This is a genomic window from Kitasatospora aureofaciens, from assembly GCF_019192735.1.
Taxonomy (GTDB): Bacteria; Actinomycetota; Actinomycetes; order Streptomycetales; family Streptomycetaceae; genus Kitasatospora; species Kitasatospora aureofaciens_A.
Genome location: NZ_JAHTKP010000013.1, coordinates 14393 through 28452, shown reverse-complemented (window position 1 = coordinate 28452; position 14060 = coordinate 14393). Strand labels below are relative to the sequence as shown.

At 73.6% G+C, this 14060-nt stretch carries 13 protein-coding genes; 4 read left to right on the top strand and 9 right to left on the bottom strand.

The features are described from left to right. Window positions 1-41: 41 nt before the first annotated feature. From KV557_RS15870 to KV557_RS15855, 4 genes are all read right to left on the bottom strand, one after another. Window positions 42-1151 carry a LacI family DNA-binding transcriptional regulator gene (locus KV557_RS15870; protein WP_218200661.1) on the bottom strand — a complete coding sequence of 370 codons (1110 nt, stop codon included), beginning with the start codon at window positions 1149-1151 and terminating at the stop codon, window positions 42-44. A gap of 33 nt (window positions 1152-1184) precedes the next feature. After that, window positions 1185-1529, bottom strand: coding sequence for a DUF4229 domain-containing protein (locus KV557_RS15865; protein ID WP_308129921.1), 345 nt, complete (start codon window positions 1527-1529; stop codon window positions 1185-1187). A 141-nt stretch (window positions 1530-1670) separates the two neighbouring features. Continuing rightward, on the bottom strand, window positions 1671-2198 hold the full coding sequence (locus KV557_RS15860) for a GNAT family N-acetyltransferase (protein WP_218200658.1): 528 nt from the start codon (window positions 2196-2198) through the stop codon (window positions 1671-1673). A gap of 22 nt (window positions 2199-2220) precedes the next feature. Beyond that, complete coding sequence (locus tag KV557_RS15855) at window positions 2221-3543, bottom strand: MFS transporter (protein ID WP_218200656.1); 1323 nt, start codon at window positions 3541-3543, stop codon at window positions 2221-2223. A 123-nt stretch (window positions 3544-3666) separates the two neighbouring features. Here KV557_RS15855 and KV557_RS15850 point away from each other — a divergent pair, with 123 nt between their 5' ends. Then, a complete protein-coding gene (locus KV557_RS15850; protein ID WP_218200654.1) occupies window positions 3667-4635 on the top strand; it encodes a GlxA family transcriptional regulator in 969 nt (322 codons plus the stop codon). A 513-nt stretch (window positions 4636-5148) separates the two neighbouring features. Here the strand turns inward: KV557_RS15850 and KV557_RS15845 are convergent. Continuing rightward, window positions 5149-5637 (bottom strand): ATP-binding protein, encoded by a 489-nt coding sequence (locus KV557_RS15845; protein ID WP_218200652.1) that lies wholly within the window; start codon window positions 5635-5637, stop codon window positions 5149-5151. Between the two features lie 496 nt (window positions 5638-6133). On the opposite strand from KV557_RS15845, the gene KV557_RS15840 reads away from it, so the two are divergent. Both KV557_RS15840 and KV557_RS15835 read left to right on the top strand, forming a co-directional pair. Beyond that, the gene (locus tag KV557_RS15840) at window positions 6134-6739 is read left to right on the top strand and encodes a sigma-70 family RNA polymerase sigma factor (RefSeq protein ID WP_256177473.1); all 606 of its coding nucleotides are present in this window, start codon (window positions 6134-6136) and stop codon (window positions 6737-6739) included. Beyond that, window positions 6736-7950 carry a zf-HC2 domain-containing protein gene (locus tag KV557_RS15835; RefSeq protein ID WP_308129920.1) on the top strand — a complete coding sequence of 405 codons (1215 nt, stop codon included), beginning with the start codon at window positions 6736-6738 and terminating at the stop codon, window positions 7948-7950. Before KV557_RS15840 ends, KV557_RS15835 begins: the two co-directional genes overlap by 4 nt. A 46-nt stretch (window positions 7951-7996) precedes the next feature. Here KV557_RS15835 and purU read toward each other — a convergent pair whose 3' ends face one another. Together purU and KV557_RS15825 are read right to left on the bottom strand one after the other, a co-directional pair. Beyond that, window positions 7997-8863 carry a formyltetrahydrofolate deformylase gene (gene purU, locus KV557_RS15830; RefSeq protein WP_218200650.1) on the bottom strand — a complete coding sequence of 289 codons (867 nt, stop codon included), beginning with the start codon at window positions 8861-8863 and terminating at the stop codon, window positions 7997-7999. Window positions 8864-8999: 136 nt separating this feature from the next. Further along, the gene (locus KV557_RS15825) at window positions 9000-9434 is read right to left on the bottom strand and encodes an SCO4402 family protein (protein ID WP_445156341.1); all 435 of its coding nucleotides are present in this window, start codon (window positions 9432-9434) and stop codon (window positions 9000-9002) included. 255 nt (window positions 9435-9689) lie between these two features. Between KV557_RS15825 and KV557_RS15820 the strand changes: the two genes are divergently transcribed. Further along, window positions 9690-10994, top strand: coding sequence for an ABC transporter substrate-binding protein (locus tag KV557_RS15820; RefSeq protein WP_218200645.1), 1305 nt, complete (start codon window positions 9690-9692; stop codon window positions 10992-10994). A gap of 54 nt (window positions 10995-11048) precedes the next feature. On the opposite strand, the gene KV557_RS15815 is transcribed toward KV557_RS15820, so the two are convergent. Both KV557_RS15815 and KV557_RS15810 read right to left on the bottom strand, forming a co-directional pair. Next, window positions 11049-12206 (bottom strand): hypothetical protein, encoded by a 1158-nt coding sequence (locus KV557_RS15815; RefSeq protein ID WP_218200643.1) that lies wholly within the window; start codon window positions 12204-12206, stop codon window positions 11049-11051. A gap of 185 nt (window positions 12207-12391) precedes the next feature. Then, entirely contained in the window at window positions 12392-13768 is a 1377-nt protein-coding gene (locus KV557_RS15810) for a transcriptional regulator (protein ID WP_218200641.1), read from the bottom strand. Window positions 13769-14060: the final 292 nt, after the last annotated feature.

Genomic DNA, 14060 nt, shown 5'->3' with positions numbered 1-14060 from the left:
ACGCGAATCAGCCGCCGAAATGGGTCAGACGCCGAAACGGGTCAGCCGGCCGGTGCGGTCGAGGAGCGCAGCACCAGCGAGGTCGCCAGCGGGGAGACAGGCGCCACCCGCTCGCCGCGCAGCAGGCCCGCCAGGGCGGCGGCGCCCGCCCGGCCCAGTTCCTCGCCGGGCAGGTCGACCGTGGTCAGCGGCGGGGCCAGCAGCGCCGCCACCGGCACGTTGTCCATGCCGACGACGGACAGCTCGTCCGGCACTCGCACCCCCAGCTCGGCGGCGGCCTGGTAGACCCCGGAGGCCACCACGTCGTCGTCGCAGATCACCGCGCGCGGCGCGTCCGGCTGCTCCAGCAGCCGTCGCGCGACGCTCCGCGCGGCCGGCTGGCCCTCGTTCAGGCTCACGCCCAACTCGACCACATCCAGGCCGAGTTCGGCGACGGCCCGCTCGAAGGCCGCCTGCCGCACCCGGAAGGTGTACGCGGAGTGGGTGGAGCGCAGCCGCCCGATCCGGCGGTGGCCGAGCCCGGCCAGGTGCTCGACCGCGGCCCGCATCCCGCCCGCCACGTCGAGCTCGATGGTCGGCCGGGCCCGGTCGGTGCCCGGGTCGGCGTCGAGGAAGACGGCGGGGGTGTCGGCGGGCAGTTCACCGAGCTGGCTGTCGTCCGGCGAGCAGATCAGCAGGCCGTCGAAGCGGCTGGTGGTGGCGGCCTCGGCGAGGGTGGCGCTCCCCCAGCCGGAGCTGACGACGACCGCCAGGCCGTGCCGTCCGGCCTCCTCGTGGACGCCCTCGAGCACCCGGCCGAAGAACGGGCCGAGGATGTTCGGCACGGCCAGCAGGATCATCCCGCTGCGGCCCAGGCGCAGCTGGCGGCCGGCCGCCTGCGGGCGGTAGTCGAGGCTGCGGGCGGCCTCCCGGACCCGTGCCCGGGTGGCGTCGGAGACCCGGGAGCCGGCCTCGGAGCCGGAGAAGACCAGGGAGACGGTGGCCTGCGAGACGCCGGCGAGCCGGGCCACGTCCCGGCCGGTGGGCCGGCGCGCCGGGGCCGGCCAGGTGCCGGCGGCGTTGTCTGCAGCGCTGTCGGCGGGCACCGGCCGGTCAGCGGGGCGCTCAGCAGGCCGGTCGGGATTCGGCGGGATGTCGGCGGGAGCGGGCACGACGGCTGCGGTGGGGTGCGTCCGGCGTCCGGCTCAGTTCCGCGCCACGGCGGCCGCGCGGGCGGCCTCGTCCGCGGCGTCCTCCTCGGCGTTCTGCGCGGCGATCCGGTCGGCGGTGCGGCTGCGCATCCCGGTGACCTTGGTGGTGATCTGCGCGGACATCGCGTCGCGCTGCCTGCTCAGCAGCACATAGCTGAGCGGCGCGGAGGCGATCGCGGCCAGCAGGAAGAGGAAGATCACGCCGGCCTGGCCGCTGACCGGGATGATCCCGAAGTGGCCGAGCAGCAGGGCCACCAGCAGGCAGCCGAGGAAGATGCTGACCCGCAGCGAGGTGTAGCGGAGCGTGGCGTGCGACTTCTCCGTGCCGTTGCTGCTCACTGGAACACATCCTTCACTGTGCGGGAGGCGGGGGCCGGTCTCCCAGTGAAGCATGCCTGACGGGCAGCGCGGGGAACGGGTCGCCCCGTCCCCGCCAGCCACGGCCCGCCCCCGCCCACCACGGCCGCGCCGCTGCCCGGATCAGCGCAGGTCGAGCCAGAAGGTGATGTCGTCCCGGTCGTCCCCGGGGGCGACCCGGATCGCGCCCGGCACCCGGCCGACCTCGCGGTAGCCGCAGCGGTCGTAGAACCGCTCCAGGCCCTGCCCGCCGCGCGCCGTCAACCGCAGACCCGCCAGCCCCCACTCCCGGGCGACCCGCTCGGCCTCGGCCATCAGCTGCACGCCGTAGCCGCGGCCCTGGGTGTCGGGGTGCACCATGACCCGCTTGAGCATCCGCCAGTGCTCCATGAGGTCGAAGCGCATCGACTCGAAGAAGAGCACACCGACCAGCCGGCCGGTCTCCGTCTCGTGGGCGACCAGCAGCCGGTCCGGGCCGTCCGGCGCTATGCCGGCGAACTGGCGGTCGGCGGTGTCCCAGACTTCGTCCTCCGTGACCGGCGCCACGAAGCCGACGGCACCGCCGGCGTTGGTGACGTCGGCCCACAGACGGACGACCGCGCTGCGCAGGTCGGGATCGGGCTTCGGGTCCAACGTGAAGGTGAGCGTCATGGGTGCGGAGCCTAGTCGTCCGTTACGACAGGGCGGGCGCCGGCCGGTCACCATGGTTGGTGCGCAGTGCGAGGCAGAGGCCGACGGCTATCACGCAGAGCGCGCCCGCGCCGTACCAGGTGAGGTCGTAGTTGCCGAGCGCGTCCCGGGCGAGGCCGGCCAGTCCGGCCACCACCGCCGCGCCGATCTGGTGGCTGGCCAGGACCCAGCCGAAGACGATCGGCGCGTCCTCGCCGAAGTGCCGGCGGCACAGCGCGACGGTCGGCGGCACGGTGGCCACCCAGTCCAGGCCGTAGAAGATGACGAAGGCCAGGATCGGCGGCTGCAGCGAGCCGGCGAGCAGCTGCGGCAGCAGGAGCAGCGAGAGCCCGCGCAGCGCGTAGTAGACGACCAGCAGGAGCCGGGAGTCGACGCGGTCGGTGAACCAGCCGCTGGCGATGGTGCCGGCCACGTCGAAGACGCCGATCAGGGCGAGCAGGCTCGCCGCCGTGGTGACCGGCATGCCGTGGTCGTGGGCGGCCGGGATGAAGTGGGTGCCGACCAGGCCGGCCGTGGTGGCGCCGCAGATCGCGAAGGAACCGGCCAGCAGCCAGAACGCCCGGGTGCGGGCGGCGTCCCGGAGGACCCGCAGCGAGCGGGCGAGCGCCCGGTTGTCGGCGGCGGGAGCCGGCGGCGCCTCGGTCGCGCCGTACGGGAACAGGCCGATGTCGGCGGGCCGTTCGCGCATCAGCAGCAGGACCGGGACGGCGACCGCGCTGGCCGCGAGCGAGACCACGACCACCGCCGAGCGCCAGCCGTGGTGTTCCACCAGCCAGGCGCCGACCGGCAGGAAGATCAGGTTGCCCGCCGCCCCGGCGGCCGTCAGCACGCCGGTGACCAGGCCCTGGCGGGCCCGGAACCAGCGGCCGGTGATGGTGGTGGCGAAGGCGCCGGCCATCGAGCCGCTGCCGAGGCCGACCAGCACGCCCCAGCAGAGCACCAGTTGCCACGGCTCGCGCATCAGCATGGTGAGCCCGGAGCCGACCGAGATGGTGAGCAGCGCGCAGACCACGACCAGGCGGACGCCGAAGCGGTCCATCAGGGCGGCGGCGAAGGGGGCGGTGAGGCCGTAGAGGGTGAGGTTGACGGAGGTGGCGATGGAGATGGTCCCGAGCGACCAGCCGAACTCGTTGTGCAGGGCGTCCATCATGAGGCTGGGCGTGGAGCGGAAGCCGGCCGAGCCGAGCAGCACCAGCAGCGAGACGCCGGCTACCACCCAGGCGTAGTGCACCCGGAACCGGGCGGGGCGGGCGGGTGCGTCGGGGGTGGGGGTCGGGGTGGGGGCGAGGACGTCGTGTTCGGTCACGCGGTCGAGTGTCGCGATCCGGCGCGGCCGCGACGAGTGGCCTGAATGCCAGCTTTAGCAAGAATCGGGCCACGGCCCGGCGTACCCTGGCTGCGGTCCACACGCCCGAGGGGGAGAACGCACATGACGCATCTGGTCGCGGTCCTGGCCCTGGAGGGGGCGATCGCCTTCGAACTGGGCATCCCCGCCCGCATCTTCGGCGGTGCCAGGGGCCCGGACGACGAGCCGCTCTACGAGGTCGCCACGTGCACGCTGGACGGTCGGCCTGTCGCCACCAGCGCCGACTTCAGGGTCGCCGTCGACCACGGCCCCGAACTCCTGGAGCGGGCCGACACGGTGGTGATCCCGGCCTGCGCCGACTCCAGCCCGGCCAACGTCGACGCCGCGTTCACCCCCGAACTGGCCGCCGCCCTGGCCCGGATCCGGCCCGGCACCCGGCTCATGTCGATCTGCACCGGCTCGTTCCTGCTGGCCGCCGCCGGCCTGCTGGACGGCCGCCCGGCCACCACGCACTGGCGCTACACCGAACGCTTCGCCCAGCTGTACCCCCGGGTCCGGCTCGACCCGGACGTGCTCTACACCGACGACGGCGACATCCTCACCTCCGGCGGGGTGGCCGCCGGGGTGGACCTGTGCCTGCACGTGGTCCGCCGCGACCACGGCAGCGCGGTCGCCAACGCGGTGGCCCGCAACTGCCTGGTCCCGCCGTGGCGCGAGGGCGGTCAGAAGCAGTACGTGGAGGCCCCGAGCCCGGCGGAGACCGGCGGCGCCGGCACCGCGGCGGTACGCGCCTGGGCGCTGGAGCACCTGGACGAACCGCTCGCTTTGCGCCAGCTCGCCGACCGGGCCGGGATGAGCGTGCGGACCTTCACCCGGCGCTTCCGCGAGGAGACCGGCAGCAGCCCGGGCCAGTGGCTCACCGTCCAACGCACCGAGCGGGCCCGGCAGTTGCTGGAGCGCACCGACCTGACCATCGACCAGGTGGCCCGGGAGTCCGGCTTCGGCACGGCGGCCTCGCTCCGGCTCCAGCTGCGTGGGCGGCTCGACGTGGCGCCGAGCGCCTACCGGCGGACCTTCCGGGCGGTTTCCTGAGGCCGGGCCAACTCCCTGAGGGCTTCCTGGGAGAAGTCTGATCGGGTGGCCGGAAACCGACCCTCCGGAACGCCAACGAGGCGCAGACGGAACGCAGCCGGGGCGCGGAACGGAACGGCGAACCGCACCGCGGATTGGATGGCGGCGGGCCGTACGCACCCTGAGCACGGCACGGCGGGCCGCCACCCAATCGCAACGCACGGGCCCTGAACCCGCGCACCCGCTCTCCGCACTCGCCGAGGAGCGACCCGCGACCGGCAGTCCACGGCCCCCCTGCCGACTTCATCCCCCTGGACGGCAGCACCGCAGCGGCGTTCGGGTGTCCCTCGGCGTCCCCTCGCGACGGAGAGCTGTTCCCAAGCGTGATCAGTCGGATACGTCACGTCAATGGGTTGTCGGAAATTCGGAATGGTTGCGTCAGGTTTCGGCCCGATGATCGTGAAGGGCCGGTGATCGTGAAGGGCCGGTGATCGCGACGGGCCCCGGGCGCTCCTGGTGACGGGCTCCCCGGCGCTACTGCGCGAGCGCTGCCCAGTCCACGCTCGCCAGCGGGTCCACCGGCCGGGCGTCCGCGCCGATCTCGCACCAGACCCGCTTGCCCGAGCCGTCCGGGTACCAGCCCCAACGGTCGCAGAGCAGCTCGACCAGCTCCAGGCCGCGCCCGTTGGTGGCGTCCGCGTCCGCGCCGGCGTGCCGCGGGGCCGGCGCCACCTGGCTGGCGTCCGCGACCTCGACCCGCAGCGGGCAGGCCTGCGCCGAGCCCGCCGACGCCGAGCCCGCCGACGCCTCGTCCACCGGCAGGCAGAGCCGCAGCACGGCCGGACAGCCGGTGTGCACCACGGCGTTGGTCACCAGCTCGGAGACCACCAGCACCACCGTCTCGGCCATCGGCGCGTCCGGGTCCACCCCGTGGTTCAGCAGCCGCGAGCGCACCCACCGGCGGGCCCGGCCGACCTCGGCGGGATCCGCCTGCACCGCCAGCTGCACTTGAAGAACCTGCACCGCTCCACCACCTGCACTCGCAGTTCGGCCATCGTCCCGATCGGGCCTGTTCGGCCGGCCGGCGGACCCTCGCACGTCCCACCCGGTGCTGGCCGCGACACGAATACGCCTCAGGATGGGTGGGCGGAAGGACCGCAGCAAGCGCTTCGGGCATATTCCAGCGATCGGGGGACACGGCAGTGCATACTGTCCCGCTCACTCTGGCGAGCCTCGCACCGGCACTCGTCCGGACCGCGGCCGACCCGCCCGGACCGGCAGTGGCGAACCTACCGCCGGACACCCCCGACACCCGGCCCGCCACTCGCGAACCACCCGTGCGACATATGTCCAACAGCCTTCGAACAGCGGCTTCGCCGGACCGTCCCACGAGCGGAACGTCCCACCATGTGACGATCCGAAACTCCGGGTCCCTTCTTCGGGAATCCTCCCGCCGCCGACGGGCCGCAAGATACCGTGGAGTACGGCAGCGAACCCCAGGCCAGGAGGGCGGTTTCCGATGGCCGCCCCCGGCCCGATGGCCACCCCCGGCAGCACCCCGCGCTGGGACGAGCAGCTCCAACGGCGCCTCGCCCGCGGCGAGGAGACCGCGCTCGGCGAACTCTACGACCAGCTCGCGCCGATGGTGCACGGCCTCGCCGGGCGGATCCTCGCCGACCAGGCCGCCGCCGCCCAGCTCACGAGGGAGATCTTCGTCCACGTCTGGGAGCACCCCGAGGCCTTCGACCCGGCCCAGGGCTCGCTGCGCTCCTGGCTCGGCGCGCTCACCCACCGCCGCGCCGTCGACCGGCTGCGCCTGCGCCGGGCCGCCGAACTCCACGCGCCGGATGGGCCGGCCGAGGACGAGATCCGCGAGGTCGCCACCGCCGCGCGCATGCAGTACGTGGTCGACTCCCTGCCCCAGAGCCTGCGTGAGACCATCGCGGTGACGTACTACGACGGCCGCACCTACCAGGAGACGGCCCGCCGGCTCGGCATCAGCGAGCAGGCCGCCAAGCAGCGGATGCGGCTCGGCCTGGAACTGCTGGCCACCGAACTGGCCGAGGAGCGCGCCCGCCAGTGCGCGGCACACGCGGGCGGCGAGGACGGGGACGGCGGCACGTGACCACCACCGAGGAGCAGCACGACGCCCTGCGCTCACTGCTCGGCGCCTGGGCCCTCGGCGCCTGCCCGCGGCCCGAGGCCGCCGAACTCGAACTGCACCTGCGCGCCTGCTCGGAGTGCGCCGAGGAGGCCGCCCGGCTGCGCGAGGCGGCCGGCTGGCTCGCCGTCGACGAACCGCTCGACCAGCCCGGCTCGCTGCGCCAGCAGGTGCTCGACTGGTGCCTGGCCCGCCGTCCGGCCGAACTGCCCGTCCCCGCCTGGGGGTTGCCGTACTCGGCGGAGACCGCCAAGCTCGACGCGCTGCTGCGCGACCTCGGCCCGGAGGAGTGGCAGGAGGTCGTCGAGCTCCCGTGGCACGGCGGCACGGAGTACCTGCGCCCGGCCGAGGTGTTGTGCCATCTCGCCGCCGTGGACGGCTATCTGGCGCTCGCCCTCGGCCTGCCCGACCCGGTGCCGGCCGGCCCTGGCGGCGCCGTGGCGCCCGCCGAGCGCCGCGTACCGCCGCAAGAGCCCGCCGCCGTGCCGTCGGCGCCCCGGGTGCCGCCGCAGGGCGGCCGGTTCGCCGGGATCACCGAGCGCTCCGCCCGGCTGGCCGCCGACCAGGCCGGGCGCCCGCCGCAGTCGGTGCGCGCCCGCTGGCGTCGGCAGACCCACGAACTCGTCCGCACCGCCGTACTGGCCTCGCAGGGCAACACCCCGGTCGACTACGGCTTCGCCACCGTCCCGCTGCGCGACGCCTTCGTGGATCGCGCCTTCGAGTGCTACGTGCACGGCGAGGACGTGGCCCGCGCGGTCGCCTACCCGTACGCCCCGCCCGCGCCGCAGCACCTGCGGCAGATGGTGGATCTGGCGGTCCGGATGCTCCCGCACGCCCTGGCCGGCCTGCGGGCCGCCCGGCCCGAGCACGCCGGGGCACCGGCCGCGCCGCCCGCAGACGGACGGGACGGACGAGGCGGCCGGCTGCTACGGCTGGTGATCGACGGACCGGCGGCCGGCGAGTGGCTGATACCCCTGGACGGAACCGCCCCGGACGATCGGCAGAGCGGACCGCCGGGCGGCGAGCCGGTGGCCTCGATGGTGCTGGACGGGCTGGAGTTCTGCCAGCTCGCCGCCGCGCACCGCGACCCGGACCGGCTGCCGGTCGGCGAGCACGGCGACCGGGCCGCGATCCGCGAGGTGCTGCACGCGCTGCCGCTGCTGTCCCGGCCCTGAGAGGCCGAGCGCGGCCACTGCGCGAAAAGCCGCCGCGCGAAGGCCGTTACGCGAAGACGACCGTCCGGCTGCCGTTGAGCAGCACCCGGTGCTCGCTGTGCCACTTCACCGCGCGCGCCAGCGCCTGGCACTCGACGTCCCGGCCGAGCGCGACCAGCTGGTCCGGGGTGATGTCGTGGGTCACCCGGGCCACCTCCTGCTCGATGATCGGGCCCTCGTCGAGGTCGGCCGTGACGTAGTGCGCGGTGGCGCCGATCAGCTTCACGCCCCGGGCGTGCGCCTGGTGGTACGGCTTGGCGCCCTTGAAGCTCGGCAGGAAGGAGTGGTGGATGTTGATCACCCGGCCGGACAGCGCCTTGCACAGGTCGTCCGAGAGCACCTGCATGTAGCGGGCCAGCACGACTAGTTCGACGTTCTCCTCGGCCACCAGGTCCAGCAGCTGCTGCTCGGCCTCGGCCTTGGTGTCCTTGGTCACCGGGATGTGGTGGAACGGGATGCCGAAGCCCTCGGTGAGGTCGCGGAAGTCGGTGTGGTTGGAGACCACCGCGGCGATCTCCACCGGCAGCGCGCCGATCCGGCTGCGGAACAGCAGGTCGTTCAGGCAGTGCCCGAACTTGCTGACCATGAGGATGATCCGCATCTTCTCCTCGGTCGGGTGGATCTGCCACTCCATCCCGAACGAGGCGCCGATCGCGGCGAAGCTGGCCCGCAGCTTGTCCGCGCTGACCGGCTCGGCGGCGGAGAAGTGCACCCGCATGAAGAACAGCCCGCTCTCCCCGTCCCCGAACTGCTGGCTGTCGATGATGTTGCAGCCGGTCATGAAGAGGTAGCTGGAGACCGCGTGGACGATGCCCTGCTTGTCGGGGCAGGACAGCGTGAGGACGTACTGGGCGCTGGCCGACTGCTGTTCCACGTGGGGTTGTCCCGTCCTGTGCTCGTGCGTTCCTGGATGGTCCAGCGTGTCACATCCTGGACAGCCGCCGTCCCGGTGCCCGTACTGCGGGACGGCGGCGCTCACCCGGTGACGGACCCCGCGACGGGCCCCCGGCTCAGACCGAGGTCAGGATGCGCAGGACGTCCAGCGACTTGGGCGGGGCGTCCGGGTCGTCCCCGTCGTTCACCGCCAGCGCGACGTGCGCCTCGCGGGCGGCGCGGACGGCCTCCGGCCAGCCGGAGTGGCCGAGGTAGGCGGAGGCCGGGGCGTCCGCGCCGACCTCGTGCAGCAGGCTGACCACCCGCAGCACGGCGACGTCCACCAGGGCGGCCTCGGCCTGGTCGCGGAAGATCGTGCCCACGTACTTCTCGGCCGACCAGCGGTCCAGCCAGGTGTCCTCGACCAGCCGGTAGACGGCGTCGGTCACGTCGCCGTACCCCTCCCGGCCGGTGAGCCAGGTCTCCTGCTGGAAGCCGGGGTCGGACAGCATGTGCAGCGCCGAGCGCAGTCGGGCTCGCCAGCGCCACCAGGGCAGGTCATTGAGCGGCATGCCGCCCATGGTGCTGGAGCGGTGGCCCGGACGAGAAGGGTTTCGGGCAGACCGGTGCGAAGAATCTGTGCTGGCGGACATGAAGAACGATCGTACGTTCCCCGGCTGTTCGTGCTCCACTCCCGATCTACACGCGTACTCACCGGGAGTTCGGTTTCCGTTTCCCGACCATTCGCATTTCGGCCCTCTCGGCTTGTGGCGCCCGGGCTTGGCTGGGTCCGGTGCGCCGAAGGGCGCCCCAGAGAGGGAAGACCGATGACCCGCCGAAGGGACTCGTTCCAGGCTCAGCACCAGGCTCAGCAACAGATCGCGCGCCGACGCCGCCGCCCGATCGCCGCGGCCGCCACCGCCGCGGCCCTGCTCCCCACCCTCTTCTCGGCCTCCGCGTGCGGCGGACCGGCCGACGCCTCCGCCACCACCGGCGACCTCACCGTGATGACCTGGGCCCCGGCCGGCACCGGGTCCGCCGACCGGCCGGGCATGACCGCGCTCGCCGAGGCGATCGGCCGGGACGTCAACCTCAAGGGCGGGTTGAACGGACGCCGGCTGAAGGTGCTCACCTGCAACGAGCACAACACCGCCGAGGGCGCCAAGTCCTGCGCGCAGCAGGCGGTGGACGCCAAGGCCGTCGCGGTGATCGGATCGTACAGCCAGTACGGCGACGACTTCATGCCGGTGCTGGAGCGCGCCGGCATCCCCCTGATCGGCGGTTACGGGATCTCCCAGCCGGAGTTCAGCAGCCCGCTGTCCTACCCGGTGGACGGCGGCATGCCCGCGCTGATCGGCGGCAGCGGCCGCCAGCTGGTCGAGGCCGGCTGCAAGAGCGTCTCGCTGGTCCGCCCGGACACCCCGGCCGGCGACAACCTGCTCGGCTACCTGGCCAACGCGCTCAAGCCGGCCGGGATCAAGATGCTCGACGTCAAGGCGCCCGAGAAGTCCAGCGACTACTCCGGGGTGGTCCGCAAGGCGATCGGCAAGGACGACCCGGGCAACTGCCTCACCATCGCGCTCGGCAACGAGCCGACCGGCAACCTGCTGGACTCCTACCGGCGGCTGGGGCCGAAGAACACGAAGATCGCCTCGGTGATCGGCAGCGTGCAGCAGTCGGTGGTCGACTCCACCGGCGGCGACGGCGGCCCGCTGGCCGGCGCGTACGTCACCAGCTGGTACCCACCGGAGTCGGCCAAGACCTGGGACGGGCTGCGCGCGGTGGTGCGCACCGACGGCGGCCGGACCATCGACGTCTCCGACCCCGGAGTGCAGACCACCTGGGTCTCGTACGAGGTGTTCCGCGTGGTCTCCGACAAGTTGACCGCGGCCGGCAAGCAGGTCACCGCGAAGACGGTGTCCGGGCTGCTGGACAGCGGCGAGGGCATCGATGTCGGCCTCACGCCGCCGTTGAACTGGGGCACCACAAACATGCTGCCCAGCACCGAGTCACCGCGGCTGGTGAACACCTGGGTCACCTACCAGGTGGTGAAGGACGGGCGGATGACCCTGCAGCAACCGGGGTTCGTGGACGTCCGCTGGGTGCTCACCGGGAGCAAGCCGCCCGCCTGACGGGTGAAGCGGAGGGGCGGGCCGGCGACCGGCCCGCCCTTCTGCACAGGATCGCTACAGGTCCCCGTCGCTGCGGGAGGGCAGGCCGGCCTGGGTGGCTATCGCGTTCCAGAGGGTGGCCGCCTGCTTCTTGGCGGTGGTCGCCGTGCCGCTGGCCGCGACGGCGTTCTTGTAGTGCTGGTTGTCCTGCTTGCCACAGGCGCCCGGGGCCTGTGAGTCCGACGCCCAGGCCGCGTACTCGTCGTCCGCCTGCGCCGAGGCCGTCCAGGCCGCGTTGAGCTGCTCCACCAGCTGTGGGCCGCCGGGCAGCTTGTCGGTCTTCAGCTGGCCGAGCTTGGTCTGCAGCTCGCGCCGCTTGCCGGCCGCCCCGGTCAGCGCCTGCTGCGACTCGGGCAGCTTGTCGCACTTCTGCACCGAGCCGACCGCGCCGACCACCGCCGAACGGCTGTCGCTCGCGGTGCCGAGGAGGTCCGACAGCGGCTGGGCCTGCGCCTTGACCTCCGGGTCGACGGTGGAGGCCGAGCCGCTCGCGCTGGACGGGCCGGGGGCGGCGCTGCTGGTGGCGGCCACCGGAGCGGTCTTCTTGTCGCTGCCGCTCTTGGTGTCGTCGCTGCTCATCAGGACGGCGACCAGGATGCCGGCCGCCGCGCAGCCGGCCACGACCCCGCCGATGATCAGCTTGTTGGACGGGCGGCCGCTCCCGCGGCCCTCGTGCAGCGGGACGGCCGCGGTCTGGTACTCGGGGCCGGAGTAGTCCGGGGCCACCGGCTGCGGCTGCGCGGCCGGCGGGTAGCCCTGGTAGCCGGGGCCGGGCTGCGGCGGGTAGGCAGGGCCGGGCTGCGGGTAGCCGGGCTGGGCGGCCGGGTACGGCGGGAGGTGCTGCGTCTCCGGGGCCGGATCGGCCTGCGGGACGCCATAGCCGGGCTGCGACATACCGGGCTGGGGCATACCGGGCTGGGGCGCGCCCGGGTGCGGGGCGGTGCCCCAGGGGGCGCCCTGGGCGGGCATGGCCTGCGTCGGCAGCGCGTGCGCGCCCTCACCGAGGTACTCCGGCTGCCCGGACGGCTGCCCCACCGGCGGCATCGGCTGGCCCGGGTGGGCCTGCGGCCCGCCCTGCGGGGCCTGCTGGCCCTGCTGCTGGCCGGGCTCGGGGCGGAACAGGTCGTCCAGGTTGAAGTCACCCGAGTTGGGGTACGAGCGGCGCTGGCTCAACGCGATTCCTCACCTGTGCACGACCGCGCGCTGACGGCGGACCACATCTCGTCGGTTCTTGGGAGCATCACAGTTCCTTGGACGTCGCGCCCACGCTACCGGTTCGCCGAACCCGGTGACCACGTGGGCGGGACATCCCACACGCTCCCCACACGCGCCGTGACGGAAGGTGATGCGGACGGTGATCAGGCGGCCTCCGCGTCCGCCCGGGCGTGGAACTCGCGGACCACCCGCTGCTCCCGGAACGGCTCCAGCCGGCGCCGGAACTCGTCCAGGTACTCGACGCCCCGGTTGGACCGCAGCCCGCTCAGCAGCCGGACCGCCTGCGCGCCCGTCTCGCAGGCGCGCTCGAGGTCGCGCTGCTGCAACTGCGCCGTGGCCAGCAGGACGAGGTCCACGGCGCGCCGCCGGACCCGGGTCGGCGGGTGCAGGTCGAGCGCCCGGCGGGCGTAGTGCTCGGCCTGGCCGGCCTGTTCGAGGTCCCGGTGGCAGTGCGCCAGCTCGTCCGCCAGGTAGGCGTCGTCGAAGTGGACGATCCAGTCCGGGTCGTCCTCCGGATGGCGCTTCTCCATCATCTGCAGCGCCTTGGCCGCCACCGCCTCGCAGGACCGGGCGTCCCCGAGCAGGGCGTGGCCGCGGGCCTCGGCGGCGTAGAACATCGCCATCGCCGTCGGGGTGGCCACCGTGCGGGCGCCCTCCTGGGCGGCGCGCGCGAGTTGGGCGATCTCGCGCGGGTTGCCGAGCGTCGCCGCCAGGTGGCTCATCGAGGCCGCCAGCACGTAGCCGCCGTAGCCGCGGTCGTCCGCCGCCTGGGCCAGCCGGAGCGCCTGGATGTAGTAGCGCTGGGCCAGCCCGGGCTGTCCGGTGTCCACCGCCATGTAGCCGGCCAGTTCGGTCAACCGGGCCACCGCGGCGAAGAGTTGGCGCCCGGTCTCCTCCCGGTACGCCCCGCCGAGCAGGCCGGAGACCACCGAGTTGAGGTAGTGGACGACCACCGGGCGGACGTGCCCGCTGCCGAAGCGGTGGTCCAGGTCGACCAGCATCGCCGTGGTCGCCTTGATCGCGGCCACGTCGGTCGGGCCGACCCGCGGGCCGCCGGTGCGCGCCACGACCGGGTCGGGCGGGGTGATCAGCCAGTCCCGGCTGGGCTCCACCAGCGCGGAGGCGGCGACCGTCGCCCCGGTCAGGAAGTCCCGCCGGCCGACGTCGCTGCGCCAGAGCTCGCAGACCTGCTCCAGCGCCCCGTTCAGGGTCGGCGCGAACTGCAGCCCGATGCCGGAGCTGAGGTTCTTGCCGTCGGCCATGCCGATCTCCTCGACCGACACGCCGCGGCCGAGCTTGCGCCCCAGGGCCTCGGCGATCACGGCCGGCGCCTGGCCGCGCGGCTGCTGGCCGCGCAGCCACCGGGCGACGGAGGTCTTGTCGTAGCGCAGGTCCAGACCGTGCTCGGCGCCGCAGAGGTTGACTCTCCGGGCCAGGCCGGCGTTGGAGCAGCTGGCCTCCTGGATCAGTTGCTGCAGACGCTCGTTGGGCTGTCGTGCGACGAGTGGTCTCGCGGCCATTGGGCTTCGCCTCCCCACACCCTCCGGTCCCGGCCGGCGGGCGACGATTCTGCTGATCTGTTGCCGACTGTCCGACCGTCCAAGGAATCTGACACCAGGTTAGCGATCAGCAACGCCAGCGGGATACCCACGGTGACGAACCGCACCCCCCACGCGCCCTGGGAAATGCTCCTGTGCGCCCCCACTGCGCCCGCCCCCGCCCGCTCCAACTCGGTTGAGCTACCCGATCGGGTGACATTGCCATGATGCGCCCAACCGGCTTCCGCCGGGCCGTAACCAGCCTCACACACGG

Coding starts and splice junctions, on each gene's coding strand:
- KV557_RS15810 (WP_218200641.1), bottom strand. CDS start 13,768: ATGGCCGCGAGACCACTCGTCGCACGACAGCCCAACGAGCGTCTGCAG.
- KV557_RS15860 (WP_218200658.1), bottom strand. CDS start 2,198: ATGACGCTCACCTTCACGTTGGACCCGAAGCCCGATCCCGACCTGCGC.
- KV557_RS15840 (WP_256177473.1), top strand. CDS start 6,134: ATGGCCGCCCCCGGCCCGATGGCCACCCCCGGCAGCACCCCGCGCTGG.
- KV557_RS15820 (WP_218200645.1), top strand. CDS start 9,690: ATGACCCGCCGAAGGGACTCGTTCCAGGCTCAGCACCAGGCTCAGCAA.
- KV557_RS15850 (WP_218200654.1), top strand. CDS start 3,667: ATGACGCATCTGGTCGCGGTCCTGGCCCTGGAGGGGGCGATCGCCTTC.
- KV557_RS15825 (WP_445156341.1), bottom strand. CDS start 9,434: ATGCCGCTCAATGACCTGCCCTGGTGGCGCTGGCGAGCCCGACTGCGC.